Consider the following 21,101-nt stretch of genomic DNA (forward strand, 5'->3'; position numbering starts at 1 on the left):
TCGCGGCGGGCGGATGCCCGCCGGTGACGCGGTGGCGTCGTCAGCCGCCTGGGGCCTCGTCCGTGCGGATACTGCGGATGCTCAGGAGGCGAGGACCTCGTCGAGCAGGGCCTCGGCCTTGTCCTCGTTGGTGTTCTCGGCGAGCGCGAGCTCGCTGACCAGGATCTGGCGCGCCTTCGCCAGCATGCGCTTCTCTCCTGCGGAGAGACCGCGCTCGCGCTCGCGGCGCCACAGGTCGCGCACCACTTCGGCGACCTTGATGACGTCGCCGGAGGCGAGCTTCTCGAGATTTGCCTTGTAGCGACGGGACCAGTTCGTCGGCTCCTCGGCGTAGGGTGCACGCAGCACCTCGAAGACCCGGTCCAGTCCGTCCTGACCGACCACATCGCGCACGCCGACGAACTCTGCGTTGTCCGCTGGCACACGTACCGTCAAGTCGCCCTGGGCGACCTTGAGCACCAAGTAGGTCTTGTCCACGCCTTTGATCTGACGAGTTTCGATAGCCTCGATCAGCGCGGCCCCGTGATGGGGATAGACCACGGTGTCGCCAACCTTGAACGTCATGTGACAGGTACCCCTTCCGTGGCTATCCAGGGTAACACGAGAACGGCTTCTTCTGAATGGCGTTTTCGCAGGTCAGGGCATATCTCGGGGCTTGACAACAGCGTCGCGGACGTGCTGCGGAGGCCGAGCGGAAGCGGGTATTCGCAGGTCGGAGCGGCTCTGCGCACGGTCGGAAACGACCACGCTACGCGCGTCCGGAGCGCCACCTGCCAGGCGAAACGCCCCGGTTTGTCTGGTTCGGAGTCGTCCAGTTCGCGTGCTCCGTTCGGATGTCGGTCACACGCACGGAGGAAGCGTCGGTGAACTTTCCCGAATTTGATCACGCGTGGCTATTCCGCGGGGAATGCGGGGGAGCCGTGGAATTGATCAAGCGGGGTTATCCCTGCCGGGAACGGACCCAAGCGGCGGCGCGAGCCCGGGGGCGGGGCGCGGTGGGCCCAGGGGTGGTGGGGTCCGGCGGCGGGGTCTGGGGCGGGCGTGCTGCGGGACGTGGCGGGCGGGGCACGATGCGGGTGCGGGGCGGGAGCAGTACGGGAGCGGTGCGGGAGCGGTGCGGGGCGCTACCGGCGCGGGGGTGGGCTGGGGGCGTGGTGCGGGCGCGAGGGCGGTGCTCAGGTACGGCGCGGGGCGTTGGGGTCTGGCGTGGGCGGGGGCTTCTGGGGCGGTACGGCTGTGTGGAGCCGGTGGTGGAGCCGGTGGCCGTGGGCGGCGGGGCGTGCTGCGGGGCCGCGGACGGCGAGGACGGGGAGCAGAACGGCAGCGCTGGGCGGCGGGAGCCGGAGGGAGCGGTAAGGGGGCGCTGGGCGGCGGGAGTCAGAGGGAGAGGGAGCGGTAAGGGGGCGGTGGGTGGCGGGATGGCCAGGGGGCGGGCGGTGGCGGGCGGCGGATGCCAGGGGGCGGGTGGCGGGGTGCGGCACAAGGGGGTGGCAGCGGGGAGGGCAGGAACGGGGCCCGCCGCGCCCGCGCGGGGCTTGCGGGCGTGACAGGGGCGGGTCGGGTGCGGGGCGGCAACCGGGGGTCGGTAACCTGAGGCCGCTACACCGACCGTGCCCAGCAGTCCGTACGTCCTAGGAGTTGCCGCCGCCGTGAGCCGCAGCCTTCGACGCGGCGCCCTCGCCGCCACCACCCTCGTGATCTCGCTCGCCTCGCTCACCGCCTGCGGTGCGGGCAACGACGCGCAGACCCTCGGCGTCAGGCCGGACAACGCCGCCACGTCCGTCGGCACGATCAAGGTGCAGAACGCCGTGGTCATCACCCAGCCGGGGGCGGGCGCCCAGGGCCCGTCCGTGGTGTCGGCCACCCTCTTCAACGACGGCGACAGCGCCGAGACCCTGGAAGCCGTCACCCTTCCCGGTACGAAGGCCACGGTGGAGCTGACGCCGGCGGAGGGCTCCGGCCCGGTCACCATCCCCGCGGGCGGCTTCCTCGTCCTCGGCGGCGAGGGCAACGCCGCCGCGCAGATCGAGAACGGCAGCGAGGCCGCCAAGGACGGCAGCGTCCAGGAAGTCGTCTTCCAGCTCAGCCGTACCGGTGACGTCGGCCTCCGCGCGCTCGTCGTCCCGGCGGACGGCTTCTACAAGGACTTCGGCCCGTCGGGCGCGCCGAGCACGGCCGGCACCGCGTCGCCGTCGCCCGCCACCTCCCCGGCCGCCTCGCCGAGCCCCGACGCGAACGCGTCGCCCGCGGGCTCCCCGGCCGCCACCGGTTCCCCGGCGGCGGGCGCCGAGGGCGAGGAGCACGGCGAGGAGCACGGCGAGGACCACGACCACTGACACCCGCCCGTACAGACGCCGAGGGGCGCCGCACCGGTCCGGCCGGTGCGGCGCCCCTCGGCGTACGGTCGTACGCCGCTCCCTCGCCCTGCACGCCCCGGACACGGCGCCCCCGGGGCGTACCGGCGCACGCGGCGCCTCAGGGGCGGGTCCTCGCACTTCGAGGGGCCTCATCCTGAGGGGGCTCGTCAGGGGTCGGCCGTACGCGGTGGTGTCTACGGCTCGAACTTGTAGCCGAGGCCGCGCACCGTCACCAGGTACCGCGGGGCCCCGGGGTCCGGCTCGATCTTGGCCCGCAGCCGCTTCACGTGGACATCGAGGGTCTTCGTGTCGCCGACGTAGTCCGCGCCCCAGACCCGGTCGATGAGCTGCATGCGGGTGAGCACCCGGCCCGCGTTGCGCAGCAGCATCTCCAGCAGGTCGAACTCCTTGAGCGGCAGGTCCACCTTGGTGCCGTCGACGGTGACGACGTGGCGGTCCACGTCCATCCGCACCGGGCCGGCCTCCAGGGCCGCGGGCGCGGTCTCCTCCGGCTCGCCGCGGCGGCGGAGCACCGCGCGGATGCGGGCGACGAGCTCGCGGGAGGAGAACGGCTTGGTGACGTAGTCGTCGGCTCCTATCTCCAGCCCCACGACCTTGTCGATCTCGCTGTCCTTCGCCGTGACCATGATGACGGGGACGTTGGAGCGGCTGCGCAGCTGGCGGCACACCTCCGTGCCGGGCAGCCCCGGCAGCATGAGGTCGAGCAGGACGAGGTCGGCGCCGTTGCGCTCGAACTCGTCGAGTCCTTCCGGCCCGGTGGCCGCGACCGCGACCTCGAATCCCTCCTTGCGGAGCATGTAGGACAGGGCTTCGCTGAAGGACTCCTCGTCCTCGACGACAAGCACTCGGGTCACGGAAGGACCTCCGGGGCTGAGAGTGGTTCACGGTTGATCATGGAACTCGTGCGGTCCGGTCCACCCGCGTCCGCGGGGGCGGACGAGCCGCGGCCGCGGCCGCGGGCCATGCCCGCCTCGGGGAGGCGGAGGGTGAAGGTGGAGCCCTGGCCCTCGCTGGACCAGACGGTGACCTCGCCCCCGTGCGAGGCCGCCACGTGCTTGACGATGGCAAGGCCGAGGCCGGTGCCGCCGGTGGCGCGGGACCGCGCCGGGTCGACGCGGTAGAAGCGCTCGAAGATGCGCTCCTTGTCCTTGTCCGGGATGCCGATGCCCTGGTCGGTGACGGCGATCTCGATCAGGTCCCCGCCGGGCGCGGTCACCCGGCGGGCGGCGATGCCCACGCGGGTGTGGGCCGGCGAGTAGTTGACGGCGTTCTCGACGAGGTTGCCGAGCGCCGCGGCGAGCTGCCCGCGGTGGCCCCACACGTGCAGGTCCGCGGTGCCGCCCGCGGCCATGGTGATGTTCTTGGTGGTGGCGGTGTGCCGCGACCGGTCGATGGCCTCCGCGACCAGCTCGTCGACCCGTACGGGCTCGGCGTCCTCCAGCGGGTCGTCGTTCTGCACCCGGGAGAGGTCGATGAGCTCCTGCACGAGGTTGGTGAGCCGGGTCGCCTCGATCTGCATGCGCCCCGCGAAGCGGGTGACCGCCTCGGGGTCGTCGGCCGCGTCCATGACCGCCTCGGAGAGCAGCGACAGGGCGCCGACCGGGGTCTTCAGCTCGTGGCTGACGTTCGCGACGAAGTCGCGCCGTACCGCCTCGATGCGGCGGGCCTCGGTGAGGTCCTCGACCAGCAGCAGCACCAGCCGGGACCCGAGCGGCGCGACGCGCGCGGAGACGGCGAGGGCCTCGCCGCGGCCGGTGCCCCGGCGGGGCAGGTCCAGCTCCACCTGCCGTATCTCGCCGTCGCGCCGGGTCTCGCGGGCCATCTGGAGCATCTGGTCCACGGCGAGCTTGCCGCCCCTGACGAGGCCCAGGGCGTACGCCGCGGAGCTCGCCTTGACGACGGAGTCGCTCTCGTCGAGGACGACGGCGGAGGAGCGGAGCACCGACAGCACGGTGTCGACACCGGGCGGCAGGACCGCCTCCGTGTGCAGGGAGCTGCGGGTGAACCGCGACTGCTCCCGCTCGCTCCAGCGGAACGCCAGCATGGCGATGACACCGGTGAGCAACCCGGCGATCGCTGCCGCTGCGGCGACCGCCGCGTTCACGTCCATGCGTCCAGGTTAGGCATGGCCGGTGACACTCTCCCAGCCGTCCGAGTCGCTGCTCGAACACTCGTCGCCCAGAGTTCACCGTGGGGACCGTGCCGGTTCACTTGGGAGGGAGGCGCCCGACTTGTCGGGCCCGGAGCGTGAGAGCGTGGGGTCCGAGCCCCACCCGGACCCCGTACGTCAGGAAAGAGGGACACCTTATGCGGGACGCGTACCACGAGGAACTCGACTCGATCGGCGAGGCGCTCGTCGAGATGGCACGGCTGGTCGGGTCCGCGATCGGGCGCGCCACGACGGCGATGCTCGACGCGGACCTCAAGCTCGCGGAGGCGGTGATCGCCGCCGACCAGCGGATCGACGACCTCCAGCACGAGCTGGAGGCCCGCGCGATAGCGCTGCTGGCCCGCCAGCAGCCGGTGGCGACGGACCTGCGGATCGTCGTCACGTCCCTGCGCATGAGCGCGGACCTGGAGCGCTCCGGCGACCTCGCCCAGCACGTGGCGAAGCTGGCCCGGCTCCGCTTCCCCGAGCGGGTCGTGCCGAACGACCTGCACGCCACGATCCTGGAGATGGGCCAGCTGGCGCAGCGCCTCATGGCGAAGGCCGCCGAGGTCATCATCACGAAGGACGTCGACCTGGCCCTCCAGCTGGAGCAGGACGACGACGAGATGGACCTGCTGCACCGGACGCTGTTCCAGCACCTGATGGACGACCGCTGGAAGCACGGCATCGAGACCGCCGTGGACGTCACCCTGCTGGGCCGCTACTACGAGCGCTTCGCCGACCACGCCGTGTCCGTGGCGAAGCGCGTCGTGTACCTGGTGACGGGCGAGCACGCCGACGAGCTGCAGCCTGACACCCCCGTCGAGGGCGTGTGACCGCACGGCGCCCCCGCCGGCCGCCGCCGCGCGCCCGGCGCACGGGAGCACCGGGCGCATCAGTGCGCCGTTGATGCGCCCTGCCGGGTGGGCATGCAATGGGTGAGGCGACGACGTCCGTACGCCGTGCTGACGTACGACCGTTCAGGAGGAACCCATGGCAGATTCCCCCACGACCCACGCCGAGTACGAGAAGGCCCCTGTCGAAGTGCGCGACGCGCGGGCGGCACACCGGCTCCCCCTGCTCGGCGGCTGCGGCTGCGGTTCCGGCTGCGGCTGCGGCTGCCAGTCGGGCGGCCCCTGCCAGTGCGGCGGCTGCTGCGGGTAGGAGGGCGCTCCGTTCCGCCCCTGGCCGGGGCCCTGTCCGACACACACGGACAGGGCCCCGGCCGCGCATGCGGGTGCGGCGGGGCGGCGGGGCGGCGGGCGCTCGTCGGTTCGCTGATACCGGGTTCAGTAGGTGAAGGCCAGGCCGTGCGTGCGGGCGAGGTGCCCGCCGACGTGTCCGGCGTGGATCACGACCGGGTTGCCCCAGGTGTGCTTGACCTTCAGCGAGACCCGGAACTGCGAGCAGCCGCCGAGGTCGGCGGTGGTCAGCAGAAGCGTGTTGACCGCTGCCTGATGGTGCTTGCGGTTCGCGATGTGCCAGGTGGTGGCCGTGCTCGTCTTCGGGGCGCCGCACCGGCTGCCGTCGGGGTTCTGCGGCTGGGCCTCGACCCAGGTCTGCACGGTGGTGCCGTCGTACTGGCTGGTGCCGCCCGGGCAGATGACGGAGCCGGCCTTGCAGGTGGTCAGGGCGGCGTCCTGGACGACGGCGATCCGGTCGGCGCCGGTCGGCGTGATCGTGGAACCGAGAGTCGTCACGGTGCTGCCGGACCCCACCACCCGCTCGTCGTCCTGGAGGAGCGTCCAGCGTGCCGTGTACGGGTAGGCGGCCCGGGCGAGTTCGGCGCCGGCGGCGACCCGCATGGTCACCTTGCGGCCGTCGGCGACGATGGTGGAGTAGCTGGTGACCGACAGGCGGCAGGTGTACGTGCCCTGCTCGGGAGCGATGAAGACCCACCGCACCGTGGGCTTCTGCGTGTGCTCGTGCGGCAGCAGGTTGGCCGCCCAGTAGGCCCCGGCCTCCACACCGGCGGGCAGCGGGTCGGTCTCCGGCGTGCCGCCGCCCCGGGCGCAGCGGATGGAGAAGGTGGTGCCGAGCCAGTCGTCCCCGGTCAACTCCGTGACGTTCTCGATGAGGACGTTGCGGGCCCACAGGTACGAGCGCTCCCCGGCAGCGGCCGTGAACGTCACCTCCGTACCGGGGATGTCCCAGTACGGGCTGCCGGCCTTGGGGGTCACCGGGTAGTCGAACGCCTCGGCCGGCGCGGCCTGCGCGGGCGCGGCGGTGCCCACTGGTCCGGCGAGGGCGAGAACGGAGGCGGCGAGTACGCCGCCCAGGCGGGCGGCAAGTCTGCTTCCCAGACGCATGCGGGACGTTCCCCCCTGTGGTGGTCGTCGATCAGTGACGGTGGAATGACCAGGGGACTGTAGCCGTCGCACAGCTGGGCGCTGGTGGGTGGGAGGGGCGTTGGGAGGGCCGCCGGGGCGGTCTTGAGCTGACGTCCCGGACCTTGCGCCTCCATGCCGAGCCGCCGGGGACGGACGGACCGGGCAGACCGTCGCGACCGTCCGCGCCGGGCGCCTCGCCGGGTCACCGGGGTCACCGCGGAGGCGGGGTGCCGTCGGTGGGGCGGCCGCCTCGGGCGACGCGCTCCACCGTGACCGGGGCGGCGGAGCCGCACTCGATTCGCGCAACGGAACAAGCCCCCCGCCGGCGGGGGAACCGCGGGCGGGGGGCTTGCTCGTGGGGGGGGTTACTTCTTCTTGCCCTGGGTCTGGAGGGCCCGTTCTCCACCCCTGATCAGAGGGGCACGCACCCCAAGTGACCTGCGGTCGAGCGGTCGTTGTTGGTCGCTGTTGGTCGTCACGGGTCACCGTCGGAGGGCCCAGAGAGGGCCCAGCTCAGGGCCCGCCATAACCGCTAGCGCTAGCAGTACGGCCCTCTAACGTTAGCGCCCTCGCTAGCGGGCTAAACCAGCCGTGAACAGCGTGTTAGCCGTTAGATGAATGAGTCCGATGTCTTCAGTGGTCGTAGGCGATCAGTGATCGCTTGACGGGGGCGTTGGTGGCCCAGTTGTGCCAGATGCCGGCGGCGAGGGCGAGGAGTCGTTGGCCGGTGCGGGCGAAGACTCCGGCCGGGGTTCTGCCGCCGTGCTGTTCGAGGCTGAGCTGGCCCTTGAGGGTGTCGATGACGGCTTCGATCCACTGCCGGACCCGGGCGATCTTTCCGTGCCGGGCCGGTTCGTCCTCGCGGTCCGGCCGCACCAGATGAACCCCGAGCCGCTCGGAGCAGAAGGTTTCGAACTCCTTCCCGGCGAAGCCCTTGTCGGCGAGGATCACCTGTCCTTGGCGGACGAGGTGGTGGTCGCGTTCGAGTAGCGCGGCCATCACCTCCCGTTCGCCGATCTTGGGGTTGGCCAGGCACCAGGTGACGGGCATGCCTTCGGCGGTGGTGACCAGGTAGAGGCGGAAGGCCCCAGAAGAAGCGGGAGTGGCTGCGGCAGTAGCCGTACCCGCAGTGTCCGGCCAGTTCGGAGCGTTTGACGGTCTCGCGGGAGGCCGCGCAGGGCAGCGGGGTGGAGTCGATCAGCCGCAGGTCGTCGTGCCAGGTCGGCACCTGCCGGGCCAGTGCCTCGATCACGCGGCTGATCAGGGGGCCTGCGGCGTTGAGGCGCTTGTTGTAGGCGGACTGCTGGGGCAGGTAGCGGAACAGGTGGCCGAGGCGGGCGTGGGCGAAGCGGATCCAGTGCCGGGCCGAGGGAAAACCGAGCAGGACCTGGGCGACCGCCAGGCACAGCAGTTCGGCGTCCGTCAGTTTCGGGGGTCGCCCGATCCGGCGACAAGGCGCCACATGGTCGTCGATGAACACGTACAGTGCCGCCAGAAGGGCGTCCAGGTTTGTCTTCACACACTGACCAACGGGCGCCCTTCGCCATGGTCGCGACCAGCACGAACATCGGACTCATTCATTTAGCTGCCGTTCCGGCCGCCACGCCGAAGCTCGGCGTGAGGCGCGGCGTGGGGACCGGCCGGCCGGGCCGCTATCGCCGGTCGTCAGGGAAGAGTGAGAAGGACCGCCCTTCGGGCGGGCGACTCTCGGGCGCCCACCACCGTCCAGGGAACCGTCGGAGGGCGGCCGACGCACATCGCGTCCCGAGCAGAAGAGACCACCGGCCGCGCGGGTGGTCACTTTCCTGACCGCCGGGCCGCGCCCAGAGACGAACTGAGGCCCCCGCCGTCTGCCGCTGGACGGAACTCCAGGAGGGCTTTTCAGAGAGGCGGAGGACGGCCGTGCGCGCCCTCGGCCGCCCCCGCTCCTGAAAAGCCTCTTCCCCTCGCCCTAGAGAGTCGAGGAAAACAGCGTCCGCAGCGTCCGCCGCCTTCCCAGTACCGCTCCTGACCTGCGCTTTCCGTTCGGACGCTAAACGAGATGCGTAGCGTCCGCAGCGTCCGCGAGACCTACTGCCCTCTAGGAGGATCACCCCAGGTCAGAGGGCTCTTAGAGCGATACGGGCGCCGGACGCTGGACCTCCCACGTCACGGAACCGCGTACAGGAAAGAGGAGCACGCCGCGCCGCGCCTGGGTGCTCCTCTTGCCTGTACGCGGCCACCGCTTCCAGCGCCCCCGCCCCCGGTTGGGGCGTTGTCACTTGTCTTGTCGCAAGCCGCACCGCACCGGCCGCCCGCACCCCGGCGGCGGGCTCCGCAGCGCTCGCGGAGCGAGCTGCCAAAGGACGCGCCCGGAGGGCGTCCTACTATCCCTTCCCGCTGCGCGACGGGTTCGACCCCTGAGACCTCAGCAGTCCTAGCAACCTCCCTTGCTAGACCTAGCAGCACCGCTAGCAACCAGAAGGGCCCGTGACCAGCTCTCTAGCGTCTAGCAGGGCACACGTAGAGCCCCCGGAATCGCGTCCGATCCCCGGGGTTGGCAAGGTCTCGCTCCGCCCGCTAGGACGAGGGTCCCGGCCTCTCACGGTCCGGCGCCTGAAGCCCCGCTGCTTCGAGTACCTTCAGCACTGAATCAGGGTCACCGTCGTAGACGACGTGAGGCTCGTCCGGTCGAGGAGGGACGAACCGGGCCCGGTAGCGGACCAAGTCGCTCTCCGAGAAGTAGATCGAGTTCGGATCCGCTTCATGCCGTGCGTTTCTCTGGCTCACACGCGACCACAGTTCCTCGTGACTCGCCTCCAGGTAGACGAGCAGCGGGTGGCCGGCGGCTGCCGCGATCCCGAGCCATCGGGCACGCTCTTCGGGCGTCCAGAACCCGTGATCCACCACCACGTCGCGTCCCGCCTGGAGCTGTTCGTGGAGGTCCACGGCGATCTCTTCCAGCACCGGCCGCTCCAGAGTGGGGAACGTGCCCCGAGGGAAGTCGACCCCGTACACGCCGTGCCGCTGGAACATGACCTCATCCGGGCACAGCCGAATGAAACCGCGGGCTGTGAGCGCACGGGACAGCGTCGTCTTCCCCGAGCCCGGAAGGCCGACCATCAACACGCAGAACGGCGCACGGGCCGAGCCCGCCGTCACTGGGCGACCTCGGATTCTGTGAGCCAGGTACGACCCGGGCCGCCGAGGTCCACGCCGTACTCCACGATGTGGTCCGCGCTGTCGATGAACTTCGCCGTCATGACGACCACCGGCTCTGCGGGCGGATTCGAGGGGTCCAGCTCTAGGAGCTCCGCGTCCACAGGCGTCAGGAGCCGCGCTGAAGCCGTGTCGATCCGGCGGGTGATCGGCCGCCCCGTGGCTTGCGCGATGAGCTGGAGGGACGTTCCGCCGGTCAGGCGCTTGCTCTCCGCCAACTGGGGGACAAGCTTCCCGTAACGCACCGGGATCCATGACGTGGAGTGCGCGACGATGCCGTGCCGGTCGCGGTAGACGCGGCGCCGCCGGATCACGTCCGCGCCCGGAGCGATGTCCAGTACCTGAGCCACGTCGGCCGGCGCCGGGACCACCGCCGCCTGGTGGGAGTCGGACCGCTCGCCCGCTCCCCAGCTCGACCCGCTACGGCGCCCCCGGTCTTGTCGCTGGGCGCCGGAGGACATGGGAGCGGGGCGGTCGATCACCTCGGTGCCGATGCCATGGATTCCCCGGACGAGCCCGTCGGTGCGCAGCTTCCGAAGCGCCTTCTCGGCCGTCGCCGTGCTGACGCTCCACTCCTGGGAGAGCGTCTTGATGCTGGGCAGAAGCTCGCCCGGCTGAAGCTGGCCGGACGTGATCAGTTCCTCGTAGTGCGCGGCGATTCGTGCGTACGGCGCCCGATGGCCGGCCTGATCCGACACCACGTCAACTCCTTTGCCTCATTGGATGCGTTCCCTAGCGTACCGCTTGACACCCTAGGGCGCCCTAGGGAACCTTAGGGATGTGCCCGCCGGTCGAACCGATCGGAACGGGTACGGCTCCCTGCATGGGGGCTGAGGCATGGAAACGTCCTGGTCAATGGCCTAGGACGAAGCAGGGAGCGGCCACCTACCGCCAAGCAGTCAGCCGCTCCCCGACCCACGAAGGGGTAATCCCATGATGCCCGAGAACACCATGGCGGCACCTGAGCAGCCGCACACCTTACGGGCGGCTGACACGCCGCTGGGGCGGGCCCGCGTGGCCCGGGGCTGGTCGCAGGACAAGGCCGTACGGGCCTTGACCCTGCTGGCTGAGTCCTGGAACTGGCAAATCGCCGCCGAGCCGTCCCTGAAGGTGTACCTGTCCCGCTGGGAGCACGGCCTGACCCGGCCGGGCAAGACGTACCAGTCCCTGCTGTGCGCGATCTACCGCGTGACGCCGGAGGAGCTGGGCTTCTCCTCTTCCCGCGAGTCCCGGGAGTCCGCGACGACGAAGAGTCTGCGGGAGCGGATCGCGGAGCTGGAGTCCATGGTGACGCGGCTGACCGGGCACCTCGGCATGGTCGAGGGGGTGGCGCTGTGACGATCGCGCCGGAGACCCCGCTGAACGCGCCCGTTGTGGCGCCGGAGCGGAACGTGCGGCTGGCTGCCGCGATCGTGGAGTCCGGGATGACCTACGCCGAGCTCGCCGAGGAGCTGCGGGTGGACCCGAAGACGGTGGAACGGTGGGTGAACGAGCCGGGCCGTCGCCCGTACGCCCGCACGTGCCACGCGCTGGCCCGGATCCTGGGGACGACGGTGTGGGACCTGTGGCCCGCGCTGCGTCCGCAGGACCGGCCGCAGGCGCCCGCCGTGGTGCCGCTGCCGCCGGTGCTGCTGGCCGCCGCGAGGGACGCGCTGAGCCTGGTCGAGAACCTCGACCTCGGCACGGCGAGCCCGACCGCGATGGCCATGCACCTCGGCTCGCTCTCGGCCGCGCTGCGCACGGTGCTCGACCTGGTCGACGTCTCCGGGGTGAACGCGTGAGCCTGCACACCGCTCCACGGCTCAACTCCGCCCGCCGTCGCGCCCGCAAGGCACAGCTCACGGCCCGCGACGGCTGGCGGTGCACCTACTGCCGGCACCGCTTCCGCCACCTGCGCGACGCCACGATGGACCACGTCGTGCCGTACTCGCTCTACCGCACCTGGTCCGCCAGCGCGCTCGTGCTCGCCTGCCAGCCGTGCAACCACGCCAAGGCCGACCGCCTGTTCCTCTCGATCGCGCTGCTCCTGGTCTGGTCGACCGACCCGGCGTTCACGGGCGTTCAGCCGACCGTCGACCCGGTCGGCCCGCTGTTCACGACCGGCGACGAGTCGGCTGACTCCCGGTCGATCCAGCTCGGGCCCGACAAGGTCGACTGGCTGATGCTCGCGCGGACCGTTCAGGCCCGTTCATCGGCCGCACGATCGACCCCTGACCAGACAAAATCCACCAAACCGGTTGAGCGGCGAGTGCGTGTCGGTCGACTCGACCACTCCCGCCGATCGGCCCGGAACACCTGTGAGCAGTCGACCGATCGAGGGGTGAGCGCGTGAACACGACCACCACGCCCGTGAACGGCACCACCCGACCGATCGACCCCAACCAGACGACCGTGGACACCGGTCGCACGGCCGTGAACAAGCGCCCACCGGCCGAGGGCGGGGACAAGAAGCCGTCAGCCGCCGTGCGGCTCGTCCAGCTCGCCCGGGAGCAGTACCGGTTCGTCATGTCGACCGATGGCCGCCCCTACGCCGTCGCCCTCGACGGCCCGAACACCGTCCTCCCGCTACGGGGCCGCTCCGGGGTGCGCCAGCGTCTCGCCCGCCTGTACGCCGACACGTACGAGGGGGACGTGGCCTCCCAGTCCGCGCTCGCGGACGCCATGACCGTCCTGGAGGGGATCGCGGAGGACGACGACCCGGTGCCGGTGCACCTGCGGGTCGGACAGGACGAGACCGGGACGATCGTGGTCGACCTCGGCACCGCCGACGGCCGCGCAGTCACCGTGTCCGCCGGGGGCTGGCACGTCGTGGACCGCTCCCCGGTCCTCTTTCGCCGGTCCGGGGCCATGGCACCCATGCCCGCCCCGATCCTCGAAGGCGACGGGCTGAGCATGCTGCACAGCCTGTTCAACATGCACGAGTCCGCGTTCCGTCAGCTCGTCGCCTGGCTGATCGCCGCGTGGATGCCGAACATCCCCCACCCGGTGATCACGTTCAAGGGCGAGCAAGGCACGGGGAAGTCCAAGACCGCGCAGATGGTCGTGAACCTGGTCGATCCCTCCCCGGCCGCCAAGCGGTCACAGCCGCGGGACGTCAAGGCATGGTCGACGCAGGCGTTCAACTCCTGGGCCCTGTGCCTGGACAACGTCTCATCGATCCCCGCGTGGCTGTCGGACACCCTGTGCAAGGCGGTGACCGGGGACGGCATCGTGGACCGGGCCCTGTACACCGACGATGACGTCGTGGTGCTCTCCTTCCGCCGCGTGCTGTCGATGACCACGATCGACGCCGGCGCGTTCGCCGGAGACCTCGCCGAACGGCTACTGATGCTCGAACTCCAGTTGATCGACCCCAGCCGTCGACGCACGGAGGAGGAGCTGGACACCGCGTTCGAAGCCGTCCGCCCGGCCGTCCTCGGCTCGCTCTTCGACCTCCTGGCCACCGTGCTCGCCGTGCTGCCGAACGTGAAGCTGGAGACCATGCCCCGCATGGCGGACTTTGCCCGCGTGCTGGCCGCCGTCGACCAGGTCATGGGCTGGAACACCCTGGACGACTACCTCGCCACCTCCGCGAACGTCGCCGGAGACGCCCTGGAGGGCGACCCGTTCGGCTCCGCCATCGTCGCCTTGGTCGAGCAGTTCGGCACCTGGACCGGCACCGCCGCCATGCTTCTGGAACAGGTCCAGCCACCCGGCGGCATCCGGCCGCCGACCTGGCCCAAGGACGCCACCCGCGCCGGCGGTAAGGTCCGCCGCCTCGCCCCGCTCCTGCGGACCGTCGGCATCACCGTGGACGACACGCAGCGCAGCCGCGACCGGCACCGCCACAAGCTCCTCATCCTCACCCGCACCGACCGCCCGGACGAGACAGCGTCCGCACCCGAGACGGGCCCCTTGTGGCCCGACGTGGCCCCGATCGGTCAAGGGCACATGCCGTCTGACCTGCACTGACCCAGCCGGACCGGGCCGCACACCAGCGGCCCGGACACGGCAGGAAGCTGCGGACGCTGCCGCCGTCCAGCGCCCGCAGCGTCCGCTCCAGCGTCCACACCTCTCATGTGCTCTGACCTGCGAGAACGGGAGCGCCCGGACGCTAGGACGCTGCGGACGCTGAAATGCACCAGCTCTCTGATGACGGCCACCGGCACCACTCCCCCCTCCGCCCACCGGACACGAGGAGTCACCCGACCCCGTGGATAGCAAGCCGATCGAGACCCTGCGCGCCGGACTCCCGGACCGCTACCTCACCCCCGAGGACATCGCGTCGATGTTCTCCGTCCCCATCGAGACCGTCTACCGCTGGCGCAAGCAGCGCACCGGCCCGCCCGGCTTCCGCGTCGGTCGGCACGTCCGCTACGACCCCGCCGCCGTCCGCGCCTGGGTCCAGCACCAGGAAGCCACCGACACCGCCGCCTGACCCCGCCGGCCGCGACGGGTAGAGCCCTCCCCCGCTACCCGTCACGGCGTCACATCCCCGTCACGCCCACCGTCACACCCTCCGCCCGCACCACCGAAGTAGAGGGCCCCTCTACCCCGGTAGAGGGGCCGGTAAAGGCCGGTGACCTGCACGGTAAGGAGGGTAGAGGGGCGCCGTCACGGCCGTGACTCCGCCCGTCACGCCCCCGTCACGGGCAGGGAGGCGTCAGGGAGGCAGGGAGAACTCCCTCAGCGCCTCCCTCGCTCGCCTCCCTGCCGGTGACCTGCACAGAACCCCTTCCAGGGAGGCAGGGAGGCACCCTCCCCGCCGCGCCAGAACCCCTCCACAGCCGCTTCCACGGCACCCCCATGCCTCCCTCCCTGAGGGCGGCACACCACCCACCCGAGAGGACACAGCCCACATGGCTGGCAGCATCCAAGACCGCTGGTTCAAGACCGAGACCGACGCCAACGGCAAGACCGTCCGCACCAAGACCGCCCGCCACGGCAGCGGTCTGCGCTACCGGGCCCGCTACTTCGCACCTGACGGCAAGCGGAAGTCCAAGTCTTTCGCCGACGGACAGAAGCGCCTCGCCGAGCAGTGGCTCAGCAGCATCAGCGCCGACGTGGCCCGGGGCCAGTACATCGACCCGAACGCGGCCCGGACGACCTTCCAGGAGTTCGCGGAGAGGTGGCTGGCGAGCCAGAGCGGCGACCCGAACACCAAGGCGTCGATGCAGTCCCAGCTCAAGCTGCACGCCTTCCCGCGCATCGGTTCCCGCCCGCTGGGCTCGTTCCAGCCGAGCCACATCCGAGAGTTCGTGACGCAGCTCGAAGCTTCCGGCATGTCCGGCTCGTACGCCCGCGTCATCTTCTCCAACGTGCGCGCCATCCTGAGCGCGGCCGTCGAGGACGGCTGCCTGCCCCGGAACCCCTGCAACTCGCGCACGGTGACGCTCCCGGAAATGGGCGCACGTCGGGTGGTCCCCTGGACGCCGGAACGGGTCTTCGCCGTGCGCGCCGCCCTGGTCGGGCGGTTCCAGCCCATGGTGGACGTGGGCGCCGGATGCGGTCTCCGGCAGGGCGAGATCCTCGGGCTGTCCGAAGAGGAGCTGGACTTCGACAACGCCACGCTGCACGTCGTTCAGCAGCTCAAGCTGAGTCTGAGTCAGCCGGTGTTCGCCCCGCCGAAGGGTGGCAAGCTGCGTGACGTGCCGCTGCCCGACCCCGTGGCGGATGCCCTCAAGGCCCACATGAAGCTCTTCCCGCCAGTGGAGATCACGTTGCCCTGGATGCGCGCCGGCGGTCCGCCTGTGACCAAGCGGCTGCTCTTTACCGGCCCGCTGGGCGGGCACGTCTGGCGCACGTCGCTGAACGAGGACCACTGGAAGCCCGCGCTGGCCAAGGTGGGCGTCATCCCCACGGCGAAGAGCCGGGAGCACGCCGCCGCGCGAGAGCACGGCATGCATGCCCTGAGGCACTTCTACGCCTCGGTGCTGCTGGACGCCGGAGAGAGCATCAAGGCCGTCAGCGAGTACCTGGGCCACTCCGACCCGGGGCTCACACTGAAGGTCTACGCCCACCTGATGCCGAGCAGCCGGGACCGCGCGCGGCAGGCACTCGGCAGGGCCCTGAGGCCGGACGACTCTCCGCGCTGAGGGCCCAGGGTGGGCCCAGAGCGCGAAAATGCCCCCGATCTGCGCCGTGTGCGCAGGTCAGGGGCATGATCACTATTCCTACTTCTTCTTGCCCTGGTTCTTGACCGCCTCGATGGCGGCCGCCGCGGCCTCCGGGTCGAGGTACGTGCCGCCCGGGGTGACCGGGTTGAAGTCGGCGTCCAGTTCGTAGGCGAGCGGGATGCCGGTCGGGATGTTGAGGCCCGCGATGTCGGCGTCGGAGATGCCGTCCAGGTGCTTGACCAGGGCGCGCAGGCTGTTGCCGTGGGCGGCGATCAGGACCGTGCGGCCGGCGAGCAGGTCGGGGACGATGCCGTCGTACCAGTACGGCAGCATGCGGTCGACGACGTCCTTGAGGCACTCCGTGCGGGGGCGCAGCTCGCTCGGGATCGTCGCGTAGCGGGGGTCGTGGGCCTGGGAGTACTCGGCGTCGTCGGCGAGGACCGGGGGCGGGGTGTCGTACGAGCGGCGCCACAGCATGAACTGCTCCTCGCCGAACTCGGCGAGGGTCTGCGCCTTGTCCTTGCCCTGGAGGGCGCCGTAGTGGCGCTCGTTCAGGCGCCAGGAGCGGTGCACCGGGATCCAGTGGCGGTCGGCGGCCTCCAGGGCGAGCTGCGCGGTGCGGATGGCGCGCTTCTGGAGGGAGGTGTGCAGCACGTCGGGCAGCAGACCGGCGTCCTTGAGCAGCTCACCGCCCCGGACCGCCTCCTTCTCGCCCTTCTCCGTGAGGTTGACGTCCACCCAGCCGGTGAACAGGTTCTTCGCGTTCCACTCGCTCTCGCCGTGGCGGAGGAGGATCAGCTTGTACGGTGCGTCGGCCATGCGTACGAGCCTAATGGACGCCTCCGGCCCGTACGGGCTCCGAGGGGCCCTCCGCGACGCTTGACGCCTCCCGTCAATTCAGTGGCAGCGGGCGGTCGGCCCCCCGTAACTTCCCCTTACGAAAGCCACCACTTACGTGACCTGTCCCGGGGGAGCCCGCGTGCCCGTTGTTTCGCTCATACGTTCGGTGCGCGCCGCGGGCTCCGGGCTCCCCCGGGGCTTCTGGTGGCTCTGGCTGTCGACGCTCGTGAACCGCACGGGGGCGTTCGTCCTGACGTTCCTGTCCCTCTTTCTCACCCAGGAGCTGGGCTTCTCCGGCTGGTACGCGGGTGTCGTCATCGCCCTGCACGGCCTGGGCGGCATCGCCGGGTCGCCGCTCGGCGGGATGCTCAGCGACCGGTGGGGACGCCGGCCCACCATGCTGGCCGGCCACCTCGCGGGCGCGGCCTGCGCGGCGGCGCTCGCCGTGGTGAGCAGCCCGTGGGCGGTGGCGACGGTGGTGCTGCTCATGGGCGTCGCCATGCAGGCGGTCCGGCCGGCGATCAGCGCCACCATCGCCGACCAGGTGCCCGAACACGACCGGCGGCGGGCGTACGCGCTGAACTACTGGGCCCTCAACCTCGGCTTCGCCATCGCGGCGACCGGCGGCGGCGCGGCGATCGTCTTCGGCTACCGGGCGCTGTTCGTCGTGGACGCGGTCGCCACGGTGCTGTGCGCGCTGATCGTCTTCCTGCGCCTGCCGGAGACCCGCCCGCAGGCCCCGCGCGACGCGGCGGCCGACCCGTCCGCCGACCCGTCCGCCGACGCGCCTGCCGCCGCGCCGCGGCTGTCCACGCGGGACGTGCTGCGGGACGGCCCCTTCCGCACGCTGGTCCTGCTGAACCTGCTGGTCTGCACCGTCTTCAGCACACCATGGGTGGGCCTGCCGCTGACCATGGCGGGCGAGGGCCTGGAGCCCGACGCGTACGGCCGGGTCATCGCCGTCAACGGCGTGGTCATCGTGGTCTTCCAGCTCCTCGTCAACAAGCTCACCGAACGCCGGTCGCAGGTCGCGCTGCTGGTCGTGTCCTCCCTGCTGTTCGCGGTCGGCACGGGCGCCACCGCGCTGGCAGGGACGCCCCTGCTGTTCGCGGCGACCGTGGTGGTGTGGACGGTCGGCGAGATGGTGTACGTCCCGGTCACCGCCGCCGCCACCGCCCACCTGGCCCCGGTGCACGCCCGCGGCCGCTACCAGGGGCTGATGGGCATGTCCTGGTCGGTGGGCGGCTTCGTCGCCCCGATCGCTGCCGGCTGGATCGTCGGGGGGCCCGGCCCCGAGGTGCTGTGGGCGTCGTGCGCGGTCATCGGCGTGGCGGCCGCGGCCGGGTACGCGCTGCTGCTGCGCCGCGCCCTGTCCGAGGAGGCGCCGAAGGACGCGGGCGCGGCCCTCACGCGACCCTCGCAGGACGCGCCGGAGCCCCAGGGCCCATCGGGGGCGAAGGACATCCCGGGAGCGAAGGACACCCCGGGAGGAAAGAACACACCGGGGGCACAGGGCGCGTCGGAGGCGCAGTCGGCACCGGTCGCCGCGGGGGTTGCCGGCGCTCCGGTCGCCACGGTCGCGGGCGGTCGGGTCGCACCGGTCGCCGCGGACATCGCGGATGCCTCGGCGGCGCCGGTCGCCGCGGGGGCCGCGGTCGCCGGGGTCGCCGCGGTGGCCTTGGACAAGGGCGGCGCCCTCGCGGACCGGGGTGGAGAACCCGGCTCGGCCGGCTAGGCGCGGAGCGCGTCCGCACAGGACTCCGGGGGCGTACGGACACGGGGGTGCCGTACGCCCCCGGTGCACGTGCAGGGGGTTCACCCTCGGTGCGGCGGGCCTGCCCGCCCGGTCGGAGCGGCGCGCTCCGGCGGGAGGGCGCGCGGTGGGCTCGGCCGGACTCCGGCGCTCGCGGGGCAGGGCAGGCGGGCCGGGTCAGGGCGCCACGCCGGCGCTCCCTCGGCGGCCGGGGGTCACTTCGACGGCTGCGTCAGGTGGCTGAAGGCGTCGAGGTTCCGCGTGGACTCGCCGCGCGCCACCCGCCACTCGTACTCCTTGCGGATGGCCGTCGCGAACCCCAGCTCCAGGAGCGTGTTGAAGGCGCCGTCCGCCGCCTCCAGGACGGAGCCCATGAGGCGGTCCAGTTCGTCCGGGGTGACCGCGGACAGGGGCAGCTTGCCGGTCAGGTAGATGTCGCCCAGCCCGTCGACGGCGTAGCCGACGCCGTACAGCTTGAGGTTGCGCTCCAGCAGCCAGCGGTGGACGGCCGCCTCGTTCTCGTCGGGGTGGCGGATCACGAAGGCGTTCAGGGACAGCGAGTGGTTGCCGAGGCGCAGGGACAGCGTCGTGGAGAGCTTCTGGGTGCCGGGGAGCGTGACGACGTACGTGCCGGGCGACGGCGACTCCCAGGGCAGGTCCGCGTCACGCAGCGCGGACTCCACGACCTGCCCCGCGTCGGGCTGCCCGGAGGGCTTTCCCGAAGCCGTTTCCGAGGGGCTCGAAGCCGTTTCCGAGGGGCTTCCCGCGGGCTTTCCCGAGGGATCCTCCGAGGGACGTCCGGAGCCGGGGCTCTGGGGCGGGTGGGGCTGCCGGGTCTGGTCGGACTGCTCTGTCTGCTCTGCGTCAGCCATGGCCCGAGCGTACGCGACGGCGGTGATCGTGCATCGCAGCCGCGTACACGTCGGCCGTGGCGGACGCCGCCCGGTCCCAGCCGAAGCAGCGGGCGTGGCGGGCCGCCGCCTCTCCCAGGCGGGCGGTGAGGGCCGGCTCGTCCACGAAGCGGCGCAGTACGCGCGCGTAGCCGGCCGGGTCGTGCCCCTGCACCAGGTAGCCCGTCTCGCCGTCCCGGACCGCCACCGGCAGCCCGCCGACGGCCGCCGCCACGACCGGGGTGCCCGTGGCCTGCGCCTCCACGGCGACCAGACCGAAGGACTCGCTGTGCGACGGCATGACCAGCACGCTGGCCGCGCGGAACCAGTCCGCGAGCTGCGGCTGCGCGACCGGCGGGTGGAAGCGCACCACGTCCGCGATGCCCAGGGACGCGGCCAGCTTCTGGAGGCCCTCCGGCTTGGCGAGGCCGCTGCCGCTGGGCCCGCCGACGACGGGGACCACCATGCGGGAGCGCAGGCCCGGGTCCTCCTCCAGGAGGCGGGCCGCCGCGCGGAGCAGCACGTCCGGCGCCTTCAGCGGCTGGATGCGGCCCGCGAAGACCGGGATGAAGGCGTCCTGCGGCAGGCCCAGGCGGCGGCGGGCCGCCGCCCGCCCGTCGGCGGGGCGGAAGCGGTCGAGGTTCACACCCGGGTGCACCACCGCCACGCGCGCGGGGTCGGCGTCGTAGTGGTGGACCAGCTCCCCGGCCTCGCCCTCGGTGTTGGCGATGAGCCGGTCGGACGCCTGGACGATCCGGGTCTCGCCGATCACCCGGGACGCCGGCTCCGGGGTGTCGCCGGCCGCGAGCGCGGCGTTCTTGACCTTGGCCATGGTGTGCATGGCGTGCACGAGCGGCGTACGCCAGCGGTCGGCGGCCAGCCAGCCGACGTGGCCGCTGAGCCAGTAGTGCGAGTGGACGAGGTCGTAGTGGCCGGGGCGGTGCACGGCCCACGCGCGCATCACCTCGTGGGTGAAGGCGCACAGCTGGGCCGGCAGGTCCTCCTTGTTGAGCCCTTCGTACGGCCCGGCCTCGACGTGGCGTACGAGCACGCCCGGCGCGAGCTCCACGGCCGGCGGCAGGCCGCCCGCGGTGGCGCGGGTGAAGATCTCCACCTCGACGTCGATGGCGGCGAGACGTTTCGCCAGTTCGACGATGTAGACGTTCATGCCCCCCGCGTCGCCCGTGCCGGGCTGGTGCAGCGGCGACGTGTGGACGCTGAGCATGGCGACCCGGCGGGGGGCGCGGTAGCCGCGCTGCACCCTGGGGGGACCGGGCGGCCGGAGCCGGGGCGGCGGTACCAGGGTGCCGGCGAGCCGGGACACGTACTGGCTCACGTCGTCGGTCCTTCCGCTCGGGAGCAGGTCGGTCGCGGGGCAGGGCACAGCAACGGAGAGGGTGGACGGCGGTGTCCGTGCTCCTCTCCGTAGGGGGGAGAACACCGCGGCGGCCCCTTTCATTTCCGCTTT

19 protein-coding genes and 1 pseudogene are annotated in these 21,101 nt (G+C 71.8%); 10 read left to right on the plus strand and 10 right to left on the minus strand.

The genetic code is table 11. The features are described 5' to 3' along the window. Positions 1-81: 81 nt before the first annotated feature. Positions 82-564, minus strand: coding sequence for a CarD family transcriptional regulator (locus L6E17_RS15710; RefSeq protein WP_003953493.1), 483 nt, complete (start codon positions 562-564; stop codon positions 82-84). 1,085 nt (positions 565-1,649) lie between these two features. On the opposite strand from L6E17_RS15710, the gene L6E17_RS15720 reads away from it, so the two are divergent. Then, positions 1,650-2,336 (plus strand): DUF461 domain-containing protein, encoded by a 687-nt coding sequence (locus L6E17_RS15720; protein ID WP_236241409.1) that lies wholly within the window; start codon positions 1,650-1,652, stop codon positions 2,334-2,336. Between the two features lie 215 nt (positions 2,337-2,551). On the opposite strand, the gene L6E17_RS15725 is transcribed toward L6E17_RS15720, so the two are convergent. Continuing rightward, positions 2,552-3,232, minus strand: a complete 681-nt coding sequence (locus tag L6E17_RS15725) for a response regulator transcription factor (RefSeq protein WP_236241410.1) — start codon at positions 3,230-3,232, stop codon at positions 2,552-2,554. Next, positions 3,229-4,488: a cell wall metabolism sensor histidine kinase WalK gene (locus tag L6E17_RS15730; RefSeq protein WP_236241411.1), complete on the minus strand. Its 1,260-nt coding sequence runs from the start codon at positions 4,486-4,488 to the stop codon at positions 3,229-3,231. The genes L6E17_RS15725 and L6E17_RS15730 overlap by 4 nt, the downstream gene beginning before the upstream one ends. Positions 4,489-4,685: 197 nt before the next feature. Here L6E17_RS15730 and phoU point away from each other — a divergent pair, with 197 nt between their 5' ends. Both phoU and L6E17_RS15740 read left to right on the plus strand, forming a co-directional pair. Then, positions 4,686-5,363: a phosphate signaling complex protein PhoU gene (phoU, locus tag L6E17_RS15735; RefSeq protein ID WP_071266866.1), complete on the plus strand. Its 678-nt coding sequence runs from the start codon at positions 4,686-4,688 to the stop codon at positions 5,361-5,363. Positions 5,364-5,520: 157 nt separating this feature from the next. Then, a complete protein-coding gene (locus tag L6E17_RS15740; RefSeq protein WP_236241412.1) occupies positions 5,521-5,691 on the plus strand; it encodes a hypothetical protein in 171 nt (56 codons plus the stop codon). A gap of 125 nt (positions 5,692-5,816) precedes the next feature. Here L6E17_RS15740 and L6E17_RS15745 read toward each other — a convergent pair whose 3' ends face one another. From L6E17_RS15745 to L6E17_RS15760, 4 genes and pseudogenes are all read right to left on the minus strand, one after another. Then, a complete protein-coding gene (locus tag L6E17_RS15745; protein WP_236241413.1) occupies positions 5,817-6,836 on the minus strand; it encodes a hypothetical protein in 1,020 nt (339 codons plus the stop codon). Positions 6,837-7,490: 654 nt separating this feature from the next. Beyond that, a pseudogene (locus tag L6E17_RS15750) lies at positions 7,491-8,376 on the minus strand (IS982 family transposase). 1,040 nt (positions 8,377-9,416) lie between these two features. After that, positions 9,417-9,998, minus strand: a complete 582-nt coding sequence (locus L6E17_RS15755; protein WP_308315884.1) for an ATP-binding protein — start codon at positions 9,996-9,998, stop codon at positions 9,417-9,419. Further along, positions 9,995-10,753, minus strand: a complete 759-nt coding sequence (locus tag L6E17_RS15760; protein ID WP_236241718.1) for a GntR family transcriptional regulator — start codon at positions 10,751-10,753, stop codon at positions 9,995-9,997. Before L6E17_RS15760 ends, L6E17_RS15755 begins: the two co-directional genes overlap by 4 nt. Before the next feature lie 235 nt (positions 10,754-10,988). Here L6E17_RS15760 and L6E17_RS15765 point away from each other — a divergent pair, with 235 nt between their 5' ends. The 6 genes from L6E17_RS15765 to L6E17_RS15790 all read left to right on the plus strand — a co-directional run bounded on the left by L6E17_RS15765 (position 10,989) and on the right by L6E17_RS15790 (position 16,129). Then, complete coding sequence (locus L6E17_RS15765) at positions 10,989-11,393, plus strand: XRE family transcriptional regulator (RefSeq protein ID WP_236241414.1); 405 nt, start codon at positions 10,989-10,991, stop codon at positions 11,391-11,393. Beyond that, positions 11,390-11,836 (plus strand): helix-turn-helix transcriptional regulator, encoded by a 447-nt coding sequence (locus L6E17_RS15770; protein WP_236241415.1) that lies wholly within the window; start codon positions 11,390-11,392, stop codon positions 11,834-11,836. The genes L6E17_RS15765 and L6E17_RS15770 overlap by 4 nt, the downstream gene beginning before the upstream one ends. Then, the gene (locus L6E17_RS15775) at positions 11,833-12,387 is read left to right on the plus strand and encodes an HNH endonuclease (RefSeq protein WP_236241416.1); all 555 of its coding nucleotides are present in this window, start codon (positions 11,833-11,835) and stop codon (positions 12,385-12,387) included. The genes L6E17_RS15770 and L6E17_RS15775 overlap by 4 nt, the downstream gene beginning before the upstream one ends. Beyond that, entirely contained in the window at positions 12,384-14,006 is a 1,623-nt protein-coding gene (locus L6E17_RS15780; protein ID WP_236241417.1) for an ATP-binding protein, read from the plus strand. The genes L6E17_RS15775 and L6E17_RS15780 overlap by 4 nt, the downstream gene beginning before the upstream one ends. A gap of 241 nt (positions 14,007-14,247) precedes the next feature. After that, positions 14,248-14,472 (plus strand): AlpA family transcriptional regulator, encoded by a 225-nt coding sequence (locus L6E17_RS15785; protein ID WP_236241418.1) that lies wholly within the window; start codon positions 14,248-14,250, stop codon positions 14,470-14,472. A gap of 421 nt (positions 14,473-14,893) precedes the next feature. Next, a complete protein-coding gene (locus tag L6E17_RS15790) occupies positions 14,894-16,129 on the plus strand; it encodes a tyrosine-type recombinase/integrase (RefSeq protein WP_236241419.1) in 1,236 nt (411 codons plus the stop codon). Positions 16,130-16,207: 78 nt separating this feature from the next. Here the strand turns inward: L6E17_RS15790 and L6E17_RS15795 are convergent, their stop codons facing one another. Continuing rightward, a complete protein-coding gene (locus L6E17_RS15795; RefSeq protein WP_236241420.1) occupies positions 16,208-16,969 on the minus strand; it encodes a phosphoglyceromutase in 762 nt (253 codons plus the stop codon). 160 nt (positions 16,970-17,129) lie between these two features. Between L6E17_RS15795 and L6E17_RS15800 the strand changes: the two genes are divergently transcribed. Continuing rightward, on the plus strand, positions 17,130-18,725 hold the full coding sequence (locus L6E17_RS15800; RefSeq protein WP_236241421.1) for an MFS transporter: 1,596 nt from the start codon (positions 17,130-17,132) through the stop codon (positions 18,723-18,725). 233 nt (positions 18,726-18,958) lie between these two features. Here L6E17_RS15800 and L6E17_RS15805 read toward each other — a convergent pair whose 3' ends face one another. Beyond that, positions 18,959-19,426, minus strand: a complete 468-nt coding sequence (locus L6E17_RS15805; protein WP_236241719.1) for a YbjN domain-containing protein — start codon at positions 19,424-19,426, stop codon at positions 18,959-18,961. Between the two features lie 181 nt (positions 19,427-19,607). Then, positions 19,608-20,969 (minus strand): D-inositol-3-phosphate glycosyltransferase, encoded by a 1,362-nt coding sequence (mshA, locus tag L6E17_RS15810; RefSeq protein ID WP_374109062.1) that lies wholly within the window; start codon positions 20,967-20,969, stop codon positions 19,608-19,610. Positions 20,970-21,101 lie beyond the last annotated feature (132 nt).

The sequence above is a fragment of the Streptomyces sp. CC228A genome (assembly GCF_021390935.1).
Lineage (GTDB): Bacteria > Actinomycetota > Actinomycetes > Streptomycetales > Streptomycetaceae > Streptomyces.

Bases quoted from the DNA above. Each gene is read 5' to 3' on its own strand.
- L6E17_RS15710 (WP_003953493.1), bottom strand. From the start codon at position 564: ATGACGTTCAAGGTTGGCGACACCGTGGTCTATCCCCATCACGGGGCC.
- L6E17_RS15730 (WP_236241411.1), bottom strand. From the start codon at position 4,488: ATGGACGTGAACGCGGCGGTCGCCGCAGCGGCAGCGATCGCCGGGTTG.
- phoU (WP_071266866.1), top strand. From the start codon at position 4,686: ATGCGGGACGCGTACCACGAGGAACTCGACTCGATCGGCGAGGCGCTC.
- L6E17_RS15740 (WP_236241412.1), top strand. From the start codon at position 5,521: ATGGCAGATTCCCCCACGACCCACGCCGAGTACGAGAAGGCCCCTGTC.
- L6E17_RS15745 (WP_236241413.1), bottom strand. From the start codon at position 6,836: ATGCGTCTGGGAAGCAGACTTGCCGCCCGCCTGGGCGGCGTACTCGCC.
- L6E17_RS15765 (WP_236241414.1), top strand. From the start codon at position 10,989: ATGATGCCCGAGAACACCATGGCGGCACCTGAGCAGCCGCACACCTTA.
- L6E17_RS15790 (WP_236241419.1), top strand. From the start codon at position 14,894: ATGGCTGGCAGCATCCAAGACCGCTGGTTCAAGACCGAGACCGACGCC.
- L6E17_RS15795 (WP_236241420.1), bottom strand. From the start codon at position 16,969: ATGGCCGACGCACCGTACAAGCTGATCCTCCTCCGCCACGGCGAGAGC.